Here is a 17,248-nt window from a genome sequence, read left to right on the forward strand (position 1 = left end):
CATCATGCGCACACTTGTCTCGCTGCCAGTAGAGAAGCGCAGGGTTGCGATCGACCGACTTAGCGAAAGGGGTGTCGACCTTCGCCGTTTTCCTATTCCCCCTCTGCGCACAGGAGAGGATTGCCGCCTTTCACATTCTCAGGAACGGTTATGGTTCTTGTGGAATCTCGATCCGCTCAGTGCGGCATACAATATTAGTGGTGGTCTCCGACTACGCGGTCCATTAGAGCTAGCGCTCTTGGAGCAGGCACTCCGACTGTTAGGTCGCAGACATGAAGCTTTACGCACCACATTCCAGACCGGCCGCGATGGCCGGGGACTCCAGCGAATTCACAGCTCGTATGACCCTTCGATATCTCACGTTGATCTCACGGCTCTTGCCACGACAGACCAAGATGTACGCGTGCAGCGGCAGATGCGCGAGGAAGCAGGCAAGGCCTTTAACTTATTGCAGGAACCAGCGCATAGAATTTGCGTTCTAAAGCGATCGTCATTCGATCACATCGTTCTGATCACAATGCATCATATCATCGCCGATGGTTGGTCGATGCAGGTCCTCATTCGTGAATTCATTTCCGTATATGGCAGTTTGGTAAAGGGCACGGATCCATCATTACCTCCGCTGACTATTCAATACGCGGATTATGCGATATGGCAGCGGGCTTGGTTGGAGGCTGGCGAAAGTGCGCGCCAATTGGGTTACTGGCGCAAAACACTTGGCGAAGAAACCCCAGTTATTGACCTGCCGGCTAATCGCTCCCGGAGTAGGGTGTGCTTAGGTCAAGCGGGCACACATTCGTTCACCCTGGGGTCAGAAATAAACCTCGCGCTTCGCCGTTTCGCGCACGCGCGAACAATGACAATGCCAATGGTGTTGCTGGCCGCATTTCAAGTGCTCCTCTATCGTTATACTGGTCAGACGGATATCAGGATCGGAGTGCCGATAGCGGACCGCGAGCGTGCAGAAACGCATGACTTGATCGGGTTCTTCGTAAATACACAAGTGATGCGTGTGCTTCTGGATGGCGAGTGTACGTTTGAGGAATGTCTGAGCCGTGTCCGACATGTCATGATCGAGGCGCAAGCACATCAGGATTTGCCGTTTGAGCAGCTTGTCGACGCTTTGCGACCTGACCGTGGGTTGGATCAGAGCCCGCTATTTCAGATTATGTTCAATCATCAACGTCGGAATGCTAGCCTCGAATTTGGAGCGCTAGATGATCTCACAATCGAGATGGTTGAAGTCGATAGTGCTGCCATAAAATTTGCTCTCAGCTTGGATGTCGTGGAGCGCGAGGACGACATTCGCTTCACTTTTACATATGACAGTCGGCTTTTCGATGATGGCATGATCGGCCGCTTAGCAGAGCATTGGCTCGTTCTTATAACCGGTGCCATTGCCAATCCGCGCCGTACCGTTGCGGCGCTGCCGCTTCTGAGCACTAATGAATATAACTCGGTGCTGAAACGTGGGAGAGGCGATTGCCGCTCATTTCCTGCGCTCTGCCTGCACGAAATGGTGGAGCAACAGACTGCGGCAACGCCAACCTCACCCGCCGTCCTCTATGAGGATACTTCCCTGACATTTGCAGAACTTAACAGAAAGGCTAATCAGTTAGCTCGCTATCTTCAATCTCGTAATGTTGGGCCTGACGTTCTAGTCGGCATCGCGGTTGACCGGTCACTAGAGATGATGGTCGCGCTGCTCGGCATTCTGAAGGCTGGAGGCGCGTACTTGCCGCTCGATCCGAGTTATCCCGCCGACCGACTTGCGTTCATGGTTCAGAACGCTGATGTCCATCTTATCGTGTCACAATGTCATTTAGCAGACCGCTTTAATGGTATTCTCGTAAAAACGCAGGCGAGCGCTGATAGGAGCTCCGCAGAAAGCATTATGTGGTGCATCGATCGCAACTGGTGCGACGCGGAGTGCTACGGAACAGACAATCTCGATAGTTCAGTGCGACCACACAATATCGCCTATTGCATTTATACGTCGGGATCGACAGGCCGTCCCAAAGGAGTGGTCAATACCCACGAAGGCGTCGTCAACCGCTTAAATTGGATGCGGTGCATTGCGAATGCATCGGACCGTTTGATTCAGAAAACCCCACTAAACTTTGACGTTTCCGTCCCGGAGCTTTTCTGGCCGTTGATATCCGGCGCGAGCCTTGTGATAGCGCCGCCCGGGGCGCACCAAGACCCGTCAGTGCTTGGACGTATCGTACGTACTCATCGGGTCACCGTGATGCATTTCGTTCCGTCGATGTTGCACGCATTTGTTGCGTCAGGAGAGCTGCGAGATTGTCCATCATTACGGCAGGTGGTCTGTAGCGGAGAGGCGCTACTCCGGGAGCACCAGATGTCTCTGGCAGCCCAACACCACGCTAGGCTTGTCAATCTCTATGGACCCACGGAGGCCGCGATTGAAGTTAGTGTATGGCCCTGCGAAGATACTGAGCAGATGAGCAGCATTCCGATCGGCCGTCCGATCTGGAATACGCAGCTTTGCATCCTCGATGCTGATCTGAATGTTGTTCCGCCCGGCGTTACGGGTGAGCTCTATATCGGCGGCGTTGCCCTTGCTCGCGGGTATCAGAACAGACCTGCTTTGACGGCCGAGCGGTTCATTCCAAATCCATTCCCGCAACAGGCGGGTGAGCGTCTTTATCGCACAGGGGACCTGACGCGATGGCGGCCGGACGGCGCGATCGAGTATGTCGGACGCATCGACCACCAGGTGAAGGTGCGGGGCTTTCGCATCGAACTCGGCGAGGTCGAGACACAGCTGCTCGGCCATGACGATGTGCGCGAGGCCGTGGTGGTGGCACGGGACAGTGCGGCGGGCAAGCAGCTCGTGGGTTATATCGTGCCACGTGGTGAGGTTCGCGCCGAACTTGTTGATCGGTTGAGGGAGCATCTGATCTCGGTGCTTCCAGACTACATGGTGCCGGCCCATCTGGTCACGCTGGACGCGATGCCGCTGACGCCCAGCGGCAAGCTGGACCGAAGGGCGCTGCCAGAGCCGAACGTGATGGCGACCGCAGATTATGTGGCGCCACGTAACCAAGTAGAGACGACCCTCGTTGCGATCTGGCGGGAGGTGCTGGGGCTCGATCGGGTCGGGGTCACCGACAACTTCTTTGGGCTGGGCGGCGACTCTATCCTCAGCCTGCAGGTCATCGCACGGGCGCGACGTGCTGGCCTCAAGATCACGCCCAGGCAGCTGTTCGAGCGGCAGACCATCGAGCAGCTGGGCGTGGTGGTGCAGGTCATCGAATCTGTGTTCGAGAGCACTGTGCCAGAGATCGACGTCAGCGCTCGAACGACGCTGACGTCGTCCGACATCCCGTTGGCGGGTCTGACGCAGGCGCGGATCGATGGGCTGCCTGTGGCGGCGCGCGAGATCGAGGACATCTACCCGCTGTCGCCGATGCAGCAGGGAATGCTGTTCCACGCGCTGCACGATCCATCGTCAGGGCACTACGTCAACCAGCTCAGCGTTGCGGTCGAGGGGCTGGATCTCGAGCGCTTCAAGGCGGCCTGGGCCTCGGTGACGGCGCGGCACGCGGTCTTGCGCACCAGCTTCGTCTGGGAAGGCGATGTCCCGCACCCGCTGCAGATCGTGCATAAGAGCGTGCCGACGGCGATCGACGTCATCGACTGGCGGGGCAGGGCGGCGGCCGAGATCAACGGCTTCGCTGTTACCGATCGGGCACGGGGCTTCGACTTCGGCGTGGCGCCGCTGCAGCGCGTGAGTGTGCTGCGGTTGGGCGGCGGCCGGCACCAGTTGATCTGGACCCATCATCATTTGCTGATGGATGGGTGGAGCACGGCGCGGCAGATCGAGGAGGTGTTCGCGCATTACCTCGGCGAGGCGTTGGGCCCAGTGAGCGGTCGCTACCGGGACTACATCGCCTGGTTGAGCCAGCAGGACAAGGCCGCGAGCGAGGCCTTCTGGAAGGAGAGGCTGGTCGCCCTCGACGAGCCGACATTGCTTGTCGACGCGCTCGCCGGGGCACGTGGTCGGCACGAAGGGGCCGACGGACACGACACGATCACATGCCGGCTCGATGCGGCGGCGACCGCGCGGCTGCAGCGCTTCGCCCAGCAGGAACGGGTGACGCTCAACACGCTGGTGCAGGCGGCCTGGATCCTGCTGCTGCAGCGCTATTGCGGGCAGCGGACCGTGACATTCGGCGCAACCGTCGCCGGGCGCCCGGCCGATCTTCCCGGCGCGGAGGCCATGCTCGGGCTGTTCATCAACACGCTGCCGGTGATCCAGGGTCCGGGTTCCGAACAACACATTGGCGACTGGCTGCGCCAGCTTCAGGCGGAGAACGTGATGCTGCGCGAGCACGAGCAGGTGCCGCTCTACGACATCCAGCGCTGGGCCGGTCAGCCCGGCCAAGCCCTGTTCGACACCATCCTCGTGTTCGAGAACTATCCCGTCGACGAGGCGCTGCGTGCTCGATCTGGCAAGGTGCTCTTCTTTGGACCAGCAAACAATGTCGAGATGACAAGCTATCCATTGACTGTGTCGTTCGTCGAACGCAGTGACATGCTGGAGATCGCACTTACGTATATACGCACTTACTTCGAACCTACGCACATCGAGGCCCTGAGGGCACATCTAATTCAGTTACTTGACGATATCGCAACAATTCCCAGTCGGCCGCTCGGCACGCTTTCCATGCTATGTCCGGTAGAGCTTTCGGCGCTTGTAGATGTCTGGGCGCGTGGCGAGGTACATGCGGTTGATAGCTGTTACCTCCACCAGATGATCGAGTCACGAGTCGCGGAACATCCCGACCTGATCGCTGTGGTATACGAGGACACCTCGCTCACTTATGGCGAGCTCAACGCGCGGGCGAACCGGCTGGCGCGGCATCTGCGCGCGCGTGGCGTCGGTCCCGATGTGCTTGTAGGCGTCGCGGCCGAGCGCTCGCTGGAGATGGTGATCGGACTGCTCGGCGTCCTCAAGGCCGGAGGCGCCTACGTTCCGCTCGACCCGAACTATCCCGCCGAGCGGCTCGCCTTCATGATCGAAGATGCTGGCGTCAGCGTAGTGGTTGTCCAAGAGCACTTGAAATTATTCTTCCAGGAATGCTTCAGGAAGATAGCTGGTACTGTCTCCGTTCAACCCGAGTATTGTGTTCTTGAGGATCATCTTAGCGGAATCGACGAAAGTGATTTTCTCAATGTTAAAACGTTCATAAGCCCTAAAGCAGCGGCGTATTGCATTTATACATCTGGCTCGACGGGAATTCCGAAAGGAGTTGTCGTTTCACACGATGCGATCGTAAATCACGAGTCTTGGGTTAGGAAAGAACTGTTCTGGCGCGCCGACGAACGGGTCATTCATCAAGCGTCTTTTGCATTCGATGCTTCGATTTTGGAAATTTTCAGCCCTCTTATAGCTGGTGGTCAGTGCGTGATCGCTGGATCAGGCGCAGCGGTCGATATTTCCAAGCTTCTGAACGAGATATCGGATCGTGCTATCACGTCACTCCAATGCGTGCCGTCGCTATTGTCTGCAATGTTGCTCGCGGAAGATCAGCAGCAGCTCGACGTACTGAGATGCGTGTGTCTGGGAGGGGAACAGTTACCCCCAGGATTGCAGCGCCAATTTCTCGCGCGTCATTCGACTGTTCTTTATAACACATACGGTCCGACTGAAGCCGCTGTCGAGGTCAGCGCTTGGATTTGCACAGATCAAACCGGCGATAATGTGCCGATTGGTCGGCCGATCTGGAACACGCAGCTTTGCATTCTTGATCGTGAGCTTGGTCCGGTTCCGGTAGGTGTCGTCGGCGAGCTTTATATTGGAGGGGCGGGGCTTGCGCGGGGGTATCACGGCCGGCCGGGCCCGAGCGCGGAGCGGTTCGTTCCGAACCCGTTTGCGCGGGAGCCGGGCGAGCGTTTGTATCGGACCGGGGATCTGGCCCGGTGGCGGCCGGACGGGGCCATTGAATATGTCGGCCGCATCGACCATCAGGTGAAGGTCCGCGGCTTCCGTATCGAGCTTGGCGAGATCGAGGCGCAGCTGCTCGCCCAGGATGAGGTGCGCGAAGCTGTTGTGGTGGCGCGCGATGGTCCTTCGGGCAAGCAGCTGGTGGCCTATGTGGTGTCGCGCGGCGAGGCGGTTGCCGATCTGACGGAGCATCTGCGCGAGCGCCTTCGTTCGGCGCTTCCTGACTACATGGTGCCAGCGCATCTGGTGGTGCTGGATGCGCTGCCGTTGACGCCGAACGGCAAGCTGGATCGCAAGGCGCTGCCTGAGCCCGACGTCGTAACGGCGGACTATGTGGCGCCGCTCAACGAGGTAGAGGAGGCGCTCGCTGCGATCTGGCAGGAGGTCCTGGATGTGGAGTGTGTCGGGGTTACCGACAACTTCTTCGCCCTGGGCGGCGACTCTATTCTCAGTCTGCAGATCATCGCGCGGGCGCGACGTGCCGGTCTCAAGCTCACGCCGAAGCAGCTGTTCGAGCGACAGACGATCGGAGAACTCGCGGCGGTCGCCGAAGTCGACCGCTCCAGAGCTGTGGCGACGGACGCCGTCGTCTCCGGCCGGATGGCGTTGCTGCCGATCCAGCAGGCGTTCTTCGCAGAGGCAATCCCGCATCGCAATCACTGGAACCAGTCGGTGCTGCTGACGGTGCGGCAACCGCTGGATCCTGCCACGATGGAAGCCGCATTGAGAGCCATCGTCACGCACCATGATGCCTTCCGCCTGCGCTTTCGGCAGGACGAGATTGGTGTGTGGACGGCGTTTCATGCTTCTGCAAGTTCGACCGTCGATGGATCGCTGCTGTGGGTCCGGGAGGCAAGGTCTGCTGATGCTCAATCCCTGTATGAGGAGGCGCAGCGCAGCCTGTCGATCGAGCATGGTCCCTTGTTGCGAGCTCTCTATGTGCGGCTCGGCGATGGCAGGGGTCGCTTGTTGCTGGTGATCCATCACTTGGTGGTGGACGGGGTGTCGTGGCGCGTGCTGCTGGAGGATCTGCAAACCGCTTATGGTCAGCAGCTTTCCGGCGAGACGATCGCGCTGCCGGCGAAGACTTCTTCCTTCCAGACCTGGGCCGAACGGCTGCAAGATTATGCGGGCAGTGAGGCGCTGGCGAACGAAGCCCCGTATTGGAGGGAGCAACTGAGCACGGTTGGGCTAGTCGAGTTGCCACGTGATCGAACCGTCGAACCAGGACTTAATCGTGATGCGGTGAGCATTGAGGTGCAGTTCGATCGAACGACGACGGCGCGGTTGCTGAAGCGAGCACCGGAGGCATACCGCACGCAAGTCAATGATCTGCTGTTGACGGCCCTAGCGCGCGTGCTGTGCCGCTGGAGCAGCAGCGTCTCGGTATTGGTGGCGCTCGAAGGCCACGGCCGCGAGGACCTGTTCGGTGACATCGACCTTAGCCACACGGTCGGCTGGTTCACCAGCTTGTTCCCTGTGCGCCTGACGATACCTTTGGAGCTTGTTCTCGATGGCGAAGCTGCTCCATCGCTTGGCACGTCCATCAAGGCGATCAAGGAGCAGCTGCGCGGGGTGCCGAGCAGGGGTCTCGGCTATGGTATCCTCAAGCATCTAAGCGCTGCGACACTGCGGTCGCAGCTTGATGGTCTGGCCGAGCCGCGTGTCACCTTCAACTACCTGGGCCAGTTTGACGGCAGCTTCGATGACGATGGCGCCTTTGTGCCCGCGCAGGAGAGCGGAGGGCACAACCGCGATCCAGATGCGGCGTTTGGCAGCTGGCTGAGCATCGATGGACAGGTCTACAACGGCGAACTGCGGCTATCGTTCGCCTATAGCCGGCACATGTACGATGCTGCGACGATCGAAGGCCTCGCTCAGGAGTATCAGACCGAGCTTGAAGCGGTCATCGCGCATTGCCTCAGCGAGCAAGCACAGGGGCTGACGTCGTCCGACATCCCGTTGGCGGGTCTGACGCAGGCGCGGATCGATGGGCTGCCTGTGGCGGCGCGCGAGATCGAGGATGTCTACCCGCTGTCTCCGATGCAGCAGGGAATGCTGTTCCACGCGCTGCACGATCCATCGTCAGGGCACTACGTCAACCAGCTCAGCGTTGCGGTCGAGGGGCTGGATCTCGAACGCTTCGAGGCGGCCTGGGCCTCGGTGACGGCGCGGCACGCGGTCTTGCGCACCAGCTTCGTCTGGGAAGGCGATGTCCCGCACCCGCTGCAGATCGTGCATAAGAGCGTGCCGACGGCGATCGACGTCATCGACTGGCGGGGCAGGGCGGCGGCCGAGATCAACGGCTTCGCTGTTACCGATCGGGCACGGGGCTTCGACTTCGGCGTGGCGCCGCTGCAGCGCGTGAGTGTGCTGCGGTTGGGCGGCGGCCGGCACCAGTTGATCTGGACCCATCATCATTTGCTGATGGATGGGTGGAGCACGGCGCGGCAGATCGAGGAGGTGTTCGCGCATTACCTCGGCGAGGCGTTGGGCCCAGTGAGCGGTCGCTACCGGGACTACATCGCCTGGTTGAGCCAGCAGGACAAGGCCGCGAGCGAGGCCTTCTGGAAGGAGAGGCTGGTCGCCCTCGACGAGCCGACATTGCTTGTCGACGCGCTCGCCGGGGCACGTGGTCGGCACGAAGGGGCCGACGGACACGACACGATCACATGCCGGCTCGATGCGGCGGCGACCGCGCGGCTGCAGCGCTTCGCCCAGCAAGAGCGGGTGACGCTCAACACGCTGGTGCAGGCGGCCTGGATCCTGCTGCTGCAGCGCTATTGCGGGCAGCGGACCGTGACATTCGGCGCAACCGTCGCCGGGCGCCCGGCCGACCTTCCCGGCGCGGAGGGGATTCTGGGCCTGTTCATCAACACGCTGCCGGTGATCCAGGGTCCGGGTCCCGAACAACACATTGGCGACTGGCTGCGCCAGCTTCAGGCGGAGAACGTGATGCTGCGCGAGCACGAGCAGGTGCCGCTCTACGACATCCAGCGCTGGGCCGGTCAGCCCGGCCAGGCGCTGTTCGACACCATCCTCGTGTTTGAGAACTACCCCGTCGATGAGGCGCTGCGGCAACGCTCGAACGAAGCGCTGAGCTTCACAGGGATGCACAACCTCGAGACCACCAACTACCCGATGACCGTGGTGGTGGTGGAGCGGGCCGACGGGCTGGTGATCGATGTCTCGTACATGGAAGCGCGCCTGGACCGAGCACAGGTTGAGGCCGTGGCGGCGCACCTAACGCAGCTGTTGGAGGTCGTGTCGACTAACGCGGAGACGCCGGTCGGGGAAGTGCCGCTTCTCCTCCCGGGAGAGTATACGCAGGTTGTTGAGCAGTGGTCGCAAGGCGAGGCGCATGCGCTGGACGGCCGCTGCCTGCACGAGCTGATCGAGGCGCGGGTGCGTGAGCACCCGGACGCAGTCGCTGTGGTGTACGAGGACACGCCGCTGACCTATGGCGAACTCAACGCGCGGGCGAACCGGCTGGCGCGGCATCTGCGGTCACGCGGCGTGGGTCCGGACGTTCTGGTGGGGCTTGCGGTCGAGCGCTCGCTGGAGATGGTGGTGGGTCTGCTCGGCATCATCAAGGCCGGTGGCGCCTACGTCCCGCTCGACCCGAACTATCCCGCCGAGCGGCTTACCTTCATGATCGAGGATGCCGGTGTCCCTCTGATCCTGAGCCAGGAACGGCTGATCGATCAGTTGCCGCTTGGCGCGACACCAGTGTGGTGCCTCGACCGAAACTGGCCGGAGGTCGAGAGCCTCGATGCTGGCGACCTGCCCAGCATCACAACCCCGCAGAACCTCGCCTACTGCATCTACACATCAGGCTCAACAGGTAGGCCAAAGGCCGTGGCAATGCCTCACAGCGCGTTGTCACATTTGCTCTTGTGGCACCTTGACGTAATGCCGGGCGCATTCCGAACTGTTCAGTTCTCATCCTTCAGCTTTGATGCAAGCTTCCAGGAGATTGTCAGCACGTGGCTTTCTGGTAGCCAGCTCATTATCCCGTCTCAACAACTAAGCAAGGATATCGAGCAGTTCGCTCTTTTTGTGAGGGATCATGAGGTCGAAAGATTGTTCATCCCTTATCGTGCTCTTGAGATGTTAGCGCTTTACGCGACATCGCAGTCGATTGATTTGCTCTATCTGAAGCAAATTCTTACCGCGGGCGAGCAGCCCCAAATAACAGACAACCTGATCGCTCTCCTCGACAAAGAGAAACAATGCGATCTTGTCAATCTTTACGGGCCGTCCGAAACGCATGTGGTGAGCGCGTTCGCCATCGCGAACCGCACCCCGAACGAATTACCACCGATCGGCTATCCGATCTGGAACACGCAGCTTTATGTCCTTGATCCGGCATTGAATCCTCTTCCACCTGGCGTCCCAGGCGAGCTTTATATCGGAGGTGTCAGCCTTGCACGGGGTTACCACAATCGGCCAAGCCTAACAGCGCAGCGCTTTGTGCCGAACCCGTTCTCGCGACAACCCGGTAAGCAGTTATACCGCACTGGCGACATGGTGCGTTGGCGCAGCGACGGGGCCATTCAATACATCGGCCGCACGGATTATCAGGTGAAGGTGAGAGGTTTTCGAGTTGAGCTCGGTGAAATCGAGACACGGCTTCTCTCTTACGAAAACATTCGAGAAGCTGTCGTTGTTGCGCGTGATAGCGCTTCCGGCAAGCAGCTGATCGCTTATGTCGTTCCTTGTACCAAACTAGATGACGCCGCGCCCGATCAACTCAAGGCGGCTCTCCGATCCACGCTGCCGGAATATATGATCCCCGCGCACATAGTCGCACTCGATGCAATCCCGCTTACAATTAGTCGTAAGCTCGATCGTCGAGCCCTACCGGAGCCGGCCTCACCGGTTTATAATTACGTTCCTCCCGCCGACGATCTCGAACGACGCGCCATTGCCATCTGGGAGGAAATACTGCGTATCTCTCCAATTGGAGTACAGGACGATTTCTTCGAGATAGGAGGCGACTCTATTCTCGCCATGCAGGTTGTGATAACGCTGCAGTCGCGGGGATTTCCATATGTGTCACTCGGAGACCTGCTGGAGCGGCGTTCTGTACGCCGATTATTGTCGACCAGCAGTAACAACGAACCATCGGTAGAAGAGCGAGCGATAATACACCTTCGTCGTGCCACGACTCCGGTCACCATATATTGTCTCCCCCCATTTTCCGGATACATAAATTGCTACATGGACCTCGCCAACCGCCTCAGTTGCGAGGTAAATCTCATTGGATTTGAGGCATTGTGCGTGAATAATTCCTCGTTGTTTGAGTTGTCCATGGATCACGCTGTCGACCATTGTGCAAGATATATTGAGGGTGAGCGTCAGGTCGGCCCGATCGCTCTCCTCGGGTGGTCTTGGGGCGGATTGCTCGCACATGCGCTCGCTAAGAGAGTTGAGGCACATCGAGACATTGCGCTCGTTGCTATGATTGATGTGTACAGTTTTGTTGAGCAATTCGACGAGACCGCCTCCCTACTTCCTACCGGAGATGAGCAACGTTTTGAAAATGAATTTCTAGCAAGGATCGAGCGATCGTCAATGAGACGCATGTGGCATGATCTCATCGTCCTTTTAACCGAAGCAGACTATAGAACGCTCGTGAGATTCTACGGTGTGACGCGGCGTGATTGGGATAGTCTTAGATCGGGCGGACAGTCCTATGAGTATTTTACATTCACCGTGTTCAATCGTGCCCGAATAAATCGGTGTTATTGCCTCACCCCGATTTCGACTTCTATTATGACGTGGACTGCGGACATAGACGAGGGTCAAACGCGCCGACCAATCGATTGGACAGGTTATTCGCGCTCGCCTCCTTCCTTGAGCAGGATTAGTGGGACTAATCACGATTCGATTCTCAAGTCGGCACAGCTTCGCGAAGAGCTCGCCACGGTGTTCGCTGAATTATCGCGAGTGTGACTTCGCCAGGCGGATGTCCTTCAAAACCACACCTGTTTTGGTAAAATTTCGATCTGCTGATCACGTTAATCGACAAGCGCATGGCTGTTTTTCAGGCACGCCTTACGCCACTCCGGACTGAATTCTGGGGGCGTCCATGTGTTGTGGTTGACATCCGTGAAGCCCGAATGACCCGCTCGCACCGTGATGTCGGCCTGGGTCATTCCCGAAAGGCATCCGTCGTGGAACAGACTGGTTGTTGGTGCCAAATAGCCGTGACCAGGTTCCAGAAGAACGGAGATAATCGGATAGTTTCGATGCTCTTCTACGAACCGATCGCCCACGAGACGCTGCCAGTGATCTGAATAGAAGACATTATCTACTACATCACTGAGGGGACGAGATGTCAGAAAGTCTGGATACATCCGGCTAAGGGTGGCCATGCGGAGATTTTGAAAGACAAAACGGCGTGGTTCAGAGCTGAAATTGATCACGCACCTCAACCCGTTGTAGGTTTGTTGGATTTGTTTAGACAGAGTTGGTCCCCACAGATCGACATGGAGACCACCCCAGCCGGTAGAGGACAAGTAACCGGATTTGCGTGCGACGACGCCCATTCCGTTGTTGTGCCATGCTTCAACGGAGATAATGTTTTCGCGAAGCCACCGATTGATATCATCAATAAGGCTTTGCGTCTTCGACTTCGGGATGGCCATAAATCCAAGTGAATCTGCCCTCGACAAGCCGTTATCCAGATAGGGACTAAAAGAACGTAGCCCGCGTTCGAGCAACGATACGGGTATCTGAAATATCTGAATTGTCGTCGCAAAGTTCTCGTCGTCTGTTGCTCCGATGAGAGCATTCACCTCACAGCCTGTAAGGCAACGCCAATCGTCCTTTGGGATATAAACGCCGGTATCAGTATGACAACTGAACTCTTTGGTTCGAATTAGTTCCCATTTTGTTGCACGCTGGATCGTCACGCCCGAATTAATGGCTAGGGCCTTCTCGGGATTCCAGTTTCGGACGCCGGAGAGCAGTTTACAATCAGGGTAAAGCGCGCTGATAACGTCGAGCATTTCTATCGTGCCTCAAACCTTGAATAGTGGGCTGACGACATGTTCTCACGGAGCCAGAGCGCCCGGTCGATCTCTTCGCTGGTCGGTTCATAGTGAAAAACCTCGCGGTATGTCTCGCTGAAGAGATCCCGCGTTCGGTTATCGCGAGCCGCAGACTGAGGTCCTAGCAACTCCTCGAGCCACGTCATGACAATCGGAATATCGATCGGCCAGTTGTAAAACGAGTGAATTGGCATGATGTACACTCGCTTTTCGTTTACCGCCCGCACACCTTTCCAAAGCATCGAAGCGTACAACTGGCTTGGGCGCCCCGTATTTCCCACCGGCCCCAGTAGTATGACATCTGGGTCTTTTTTCATCACCTCTTCGACGTTGATCTGCCTCAGCGATCGCTTCCCTAACACGTTCGTAATTCCGACCCGCTCCAGTATCGAATTCAAATAATAGCCTTTGTCCCCGCCAAACCACGTTTGGCCAAACGACCACAATACTAGAACACGTTTGGACGCGATGAGAGGCTTGGCCGCGAGTGCCTGTAACAACGCCCGATATCGCCCGACAATATCTTCCTTTCTTTCTTGCTTTGCCGTGATTATGGCCAGCATCGACCAAGCAGCGAGTATGTCAGCTTCGAGGTGCTGTGAACGGACTGTGACTTCGACGACACCGGGTATTCCAATCGCTTGCAGAATGTCGGACGCAGGGCTGGTGGGGGCAAGTACAAGATCAGGCCGCCAGAATAAAAGCTGCTCTGGCTCGGTGATTGACCCGCCTTGCGGTAGCACAGCCAACTGTGGGTAGATGCTTTCAAGCAGGCTGCCTCGGGTGTACATCCGCGATAGTTTTGAGAGACCGACGATTGAATTCGCTTGCTCGTCGAGCGTCACATAGATTGGCAAGTCCTGGGTGAGGATCACTACACGGCGAGCGGGTACCGCAGAGAGCTCGACTGTTCGCCCGGCGCCGTCCGTTACGACGGCCGCGCTGTGTTCCACGGAGGGGCGAGCGAGAACGATCGGGGGGGTGATTGCAAAAGTGATAGTGCCGGAGAGACAGCCGGCGAAGACAACCAATGTTGCGTGACGCAAAATGATAGCTGCCAGCAGCCCCCGCATTTTAGAACGTGGCCTGTGCCGACGCCGTGTATCTCCGCGCGTCCCCTAGCGTTGAAGGGCCAAGCCAATATCGTTCATCGGTCAAATTGCTCACGTTGAAGCGGAACGTTAGCGGATGCCCTTCGACGGCCGTTGCGTAACGGAACCCCGCATCAAATGTCACCCGCCCTGAAAGCTTGTCGGTGTTGAGCTGATCGGCGTAGAAATCGCTGGTGTAATATGCGCCGCCTGTGAGCGTCAGCCTGCTGATGAACGGAAGATCATACTCTGCGGTCACCTTCACGAGTTGATTGGCGACACCCTGCACCTGCTTTCCCACATATTCGGGAGTTGAGTCGTTCTTGGTGACTTTGGCGTCAAGCAGCGTAAAACCGCCCAGTACACGAACGCCAGGTACGACCTCGCCGGTGACTGTCGTCTCGATGCCACGATTTCGCTGCCGACCATCCTGTCGAAAAGTTGATGTGCCATCTACGTTGTTTACGGAATACTGGAGCGCGCTATCAATCTCAAACGCCGCCAGTGTGACAAGCGTGTTTCCCAGCGTGGCCTTGATGCCAACTTCATATTGGTTGCGGAGATAAGGTGGCAGAACAGTGCCGTTGTTAGTAAATTCCGGACCGCTGACGACCGTTCCCTCCTGTAGCGCCTGAACATACGAGGCGTACGTCGTGAGCCAACTGGTCGGCTTAAAGATCAGCGAAATTGTCGGGGTTGGTGCACCCGCATTGTAGTGAGATACGGGTGCGCCGGTGATGTCATACGTGTTGTCGTCGATCGACGAATAGGTCACGCCTGCTATAGCTGACCAATGTTGGTTAAAATCAATCTGGTCTCCAATAGTCCAGTTTTTCGAGAATGTTTGTATTGGGGTATATGTGGAGAGTGTCCCGGCAACCAGATTGGGATTCGGTACTTGTTGTGGCGCTGCAAGCGAAAAGAAATACGGAAGCGTAACGCGCTTTAGGTAGTCTCGCGCATTATTTTCTTGATATTCCGTTCCGGAGAATCCGAATGTCAACTTGTGGGCGATCGAGAATGTATCGAATGTCGCATCGAAAAATTGATACCCGGAGAGTTGGCTTCGATCATAATTCCGAACGGTATTGACACGCTGAGTGTAAGTCCCGTCCGCTTGTACAAAATTATTGATGTAGGTGCTGTCATATTTTGTATCGACAAACCGCAGTGACGAGCGTGATGTAAAGTTGTCAGATAGATTAAGAGTGACTTTTGTTCCTGCCATTGCCGTTCGCACATCAGCAAATGTCCAGGGCTGTCCCCAGTCTCTGTTTGAATCTGGAGGCGCGGGAAAGCGGACGGTGGCTGGTTGTGTCGCCCACGTTGGCGGGAGCTCGTTTTGGTAGAAATCGGAATATGACGCGTCAAACTGTACCAGTGCTCTATCCGATAGATGAAGGTCGATTGCGGAGCTTATGAGCGCTTTTCTCAGGCGTTGGTCATCGACTCCGGTATCTCCTCCTTGCCCGACAACATTGAATCGATAGGCAAGTGCTCCATCTTTGGTGGCCCCCGAGATGTCCGCGTGTGCATAGGCATTTGGTCCGTTTGGTGTTCCAACGGTTAGTTGCGTAAACGGCTGCGGAGTTGGTCGCTTTAGCACGTAATTGAACATGCCTGCGCTCGATCCTATGCCGTACATGAAGCCTGATAACCCTGACATAACCTCGATGCGGTCATAGGGCTCGAGAAACAGCACGCTTGATGTCGTTGAGACAGGCAATCCGTCAACGAGCTGCTGATTTGTTCCGAACGAAATTCCGCGAAATGAGGACACACCAGTTACTGTCCTCTGGTCGCTATAGTTGAACTGGACGGACGGCAATTTCTCAGCAAAGGCTCCCGGCGTCGCAAAGGACTGAGTGTTCTCCAGGAATTCATTTGAGAGCACGGTGATCGAGTAAGGCGTATCCTGTAGTTTCATTCCGGAGAATGGCCCCAGTGTAGTGATGTTGCCGACACGATAACCTGCTGCGACACTGCCATCTGCTGGCTGTGCTGCCGGCGCGTTGACAGAGACGTCGGGAATCGGCGTCGCGTCTTGGGCTTGAACAAGCTGACAACTCAGCATCAGGGCTACCAGCGAGACCGATGAACGAAACCAGAATTTCAGATCCCGTTGCTGTTTCGAATGCATCGTCGCCTTACCTCTCCATTTGTAACTGAATGGACGATCGGCAATGACTGCCGACGTTCCCGAACAAATGAGTCCGCGGTCACGAGGAAAACGTCTCGCCGGAGAGCGTTGGTGACGCGCGACCCTTCCCAATGGCCAGTGTGGAATGATCAATTGGGTACCTACCGCGCGTATTGCACATTCGGAACGGCCATTGCTGCCGCCACGATTGGACTACCCCCATCAACCCGTTGACCCCAACCCAGGAAAGGTCGGCCAAGCATCTGGCCAACATCCCAGCAATATGCTTAACTGTATATAACGGCGTCCCATGATGTCAATACGATATACTTAATCGTATATGACGGTATCTGAATAGTCTTCGGGTGATTTCGGCGCGACCAGAATCTGTTGCGTCATATGAATGGTGATATATAACGTTTGCCGAATCGCCAATGACACCCGACAGGATCAGTGCCAGCGTGCTCGAGCGCCCGGCAAGCTCACAGCTAGCTGTGAGCTTTCAGGAGGTTGTCCATCCGGTCTGGACCGTGGAAGCTGAAGTTGTCGAAGCTTTAGCCAATCCGCGGAGGACCGAATGGACACCCATAAGAATGCGCCTCTCACGCCGAAAGGTCGCGAGGCGATGGTGCGGAGCGTGATCGAGGGCAAGCTGACGAAGGCCGCGGCCGCGCTCCAGTTCAATGTGACAGCGAAGACGGTCGCCAAATGGGTCAATCGCTTCCGCGCAGGAGGTGTGGAAGGGTTGCGTGATCGCTCCTCAGCGCGCCGGGCTCGCCTTGGTTTTGCGTGTTGTCCGGAAGCCGATTGCGGAGTGACCGACGCTGACCGGTGAGGAGGAGGGTCGACGTAGACCGGAGGTAACGACGGCTGCGACTGCTGCTCTTGACCAAAAGCGTGTTTGGAAATCACCACGTTTATCACTGCGACGCAGGCGATCTCAATACGTCGCGCGCTAATCCTGTATGACTTTGTCACTGAATCC

General features: G+C 57.4%; 5 protein-coding genes. 2 read left to right on the forward strand and 3 right to left on the reverse strand.

Going from position 1 to position 17,248, the window contains the following annotated elements; genetic code table 11:
- Nucleotides 1-4: 4 nt before the first annotated feature.
- Entirely contained in the window at nucleotides 5-11,932 is an 11,928-nt protein-coding gene (locus ACMDCM_RS04370) for an amino acid adenylation domain-containing protein (protein ID WP_412774662.1), read from the forward strand.
- Between the two features lie 65 nt (nucleotides 11,933-11,997).
- On the opposite strand, the gene ACMDCM_RS04375 is transcribed toward ACMDCM_RS04370, so the two are convergent.
- From ACMDCM_RS04375 to ACMDCM_RS04385, 3 genes are read right to left on the reverse strand one after another with little or no spacing between them, the layout of a single operon-like run.
- A complete protein-coding gene (locus ACMDCM_RS04375; RefSeq protein WP_412772423.1) occupies nucleotides 11,998-12,990 on the reverse strand; it encodes a hypothetical protein in 993 nt (330 codons plus the stop codon).
- 2 nt (nucleotides 12,991-12,992) lie between these two features.
- Nucleotides 12,993-14,105, reverse strand: a complete 1,113-nt coding sequence (locus tag ACMDCM_RS04380; RefSeq protein WP_412772424.1) for an ABC transporter substrate-binding protein — start codon at nucleotides 14,103-14,105, stop codon at nucleotides 12,993-12,995.
- A 1-nt stretch (nucleotide 14,106) separates the two neighbouring features.
- Complete coding sequence (locus ACMDCM_RS04385; protein WP_412772425.1) at nucleotides 14,107-16,263, reverse strand: TonB-dependent receptor; 2,157 nt, start codon at nucleotides 16,261-16,263, stop codon at nucleotides 14,107-14,109.
- A 577-nt stretch (nucleotides 16,264-16,840) separates the two neighbouring features.
- Between ACMDCM_RS04385 and ACMDCM_RS04390 the strand changes: the two genes are divergently transcribed.
- Nucleotides 16,841-17,098, forward strand: a complete 258-nt coding sequence (locus ACMDCM_RS04390; RefSeq protein ID WP_412772426.1) for a leucine zipper domain-containing protein — start codon at nucleotides 16,841-16,843, stop codon at nucleotides 17,096-17,098.
- Nucleotides 17,099-17,248 lie beyond the last annotated feature (150 nt).

The sequence above is a fragment of the Nitrobacter sp. genome (assembly GCF_047149785.1).
Classification (GTDB): Bacteria; Pseudomonadota; Alphaproteobacteria; order Rhizobiales; family Xanthobacteraceae; genus Nitrobacter.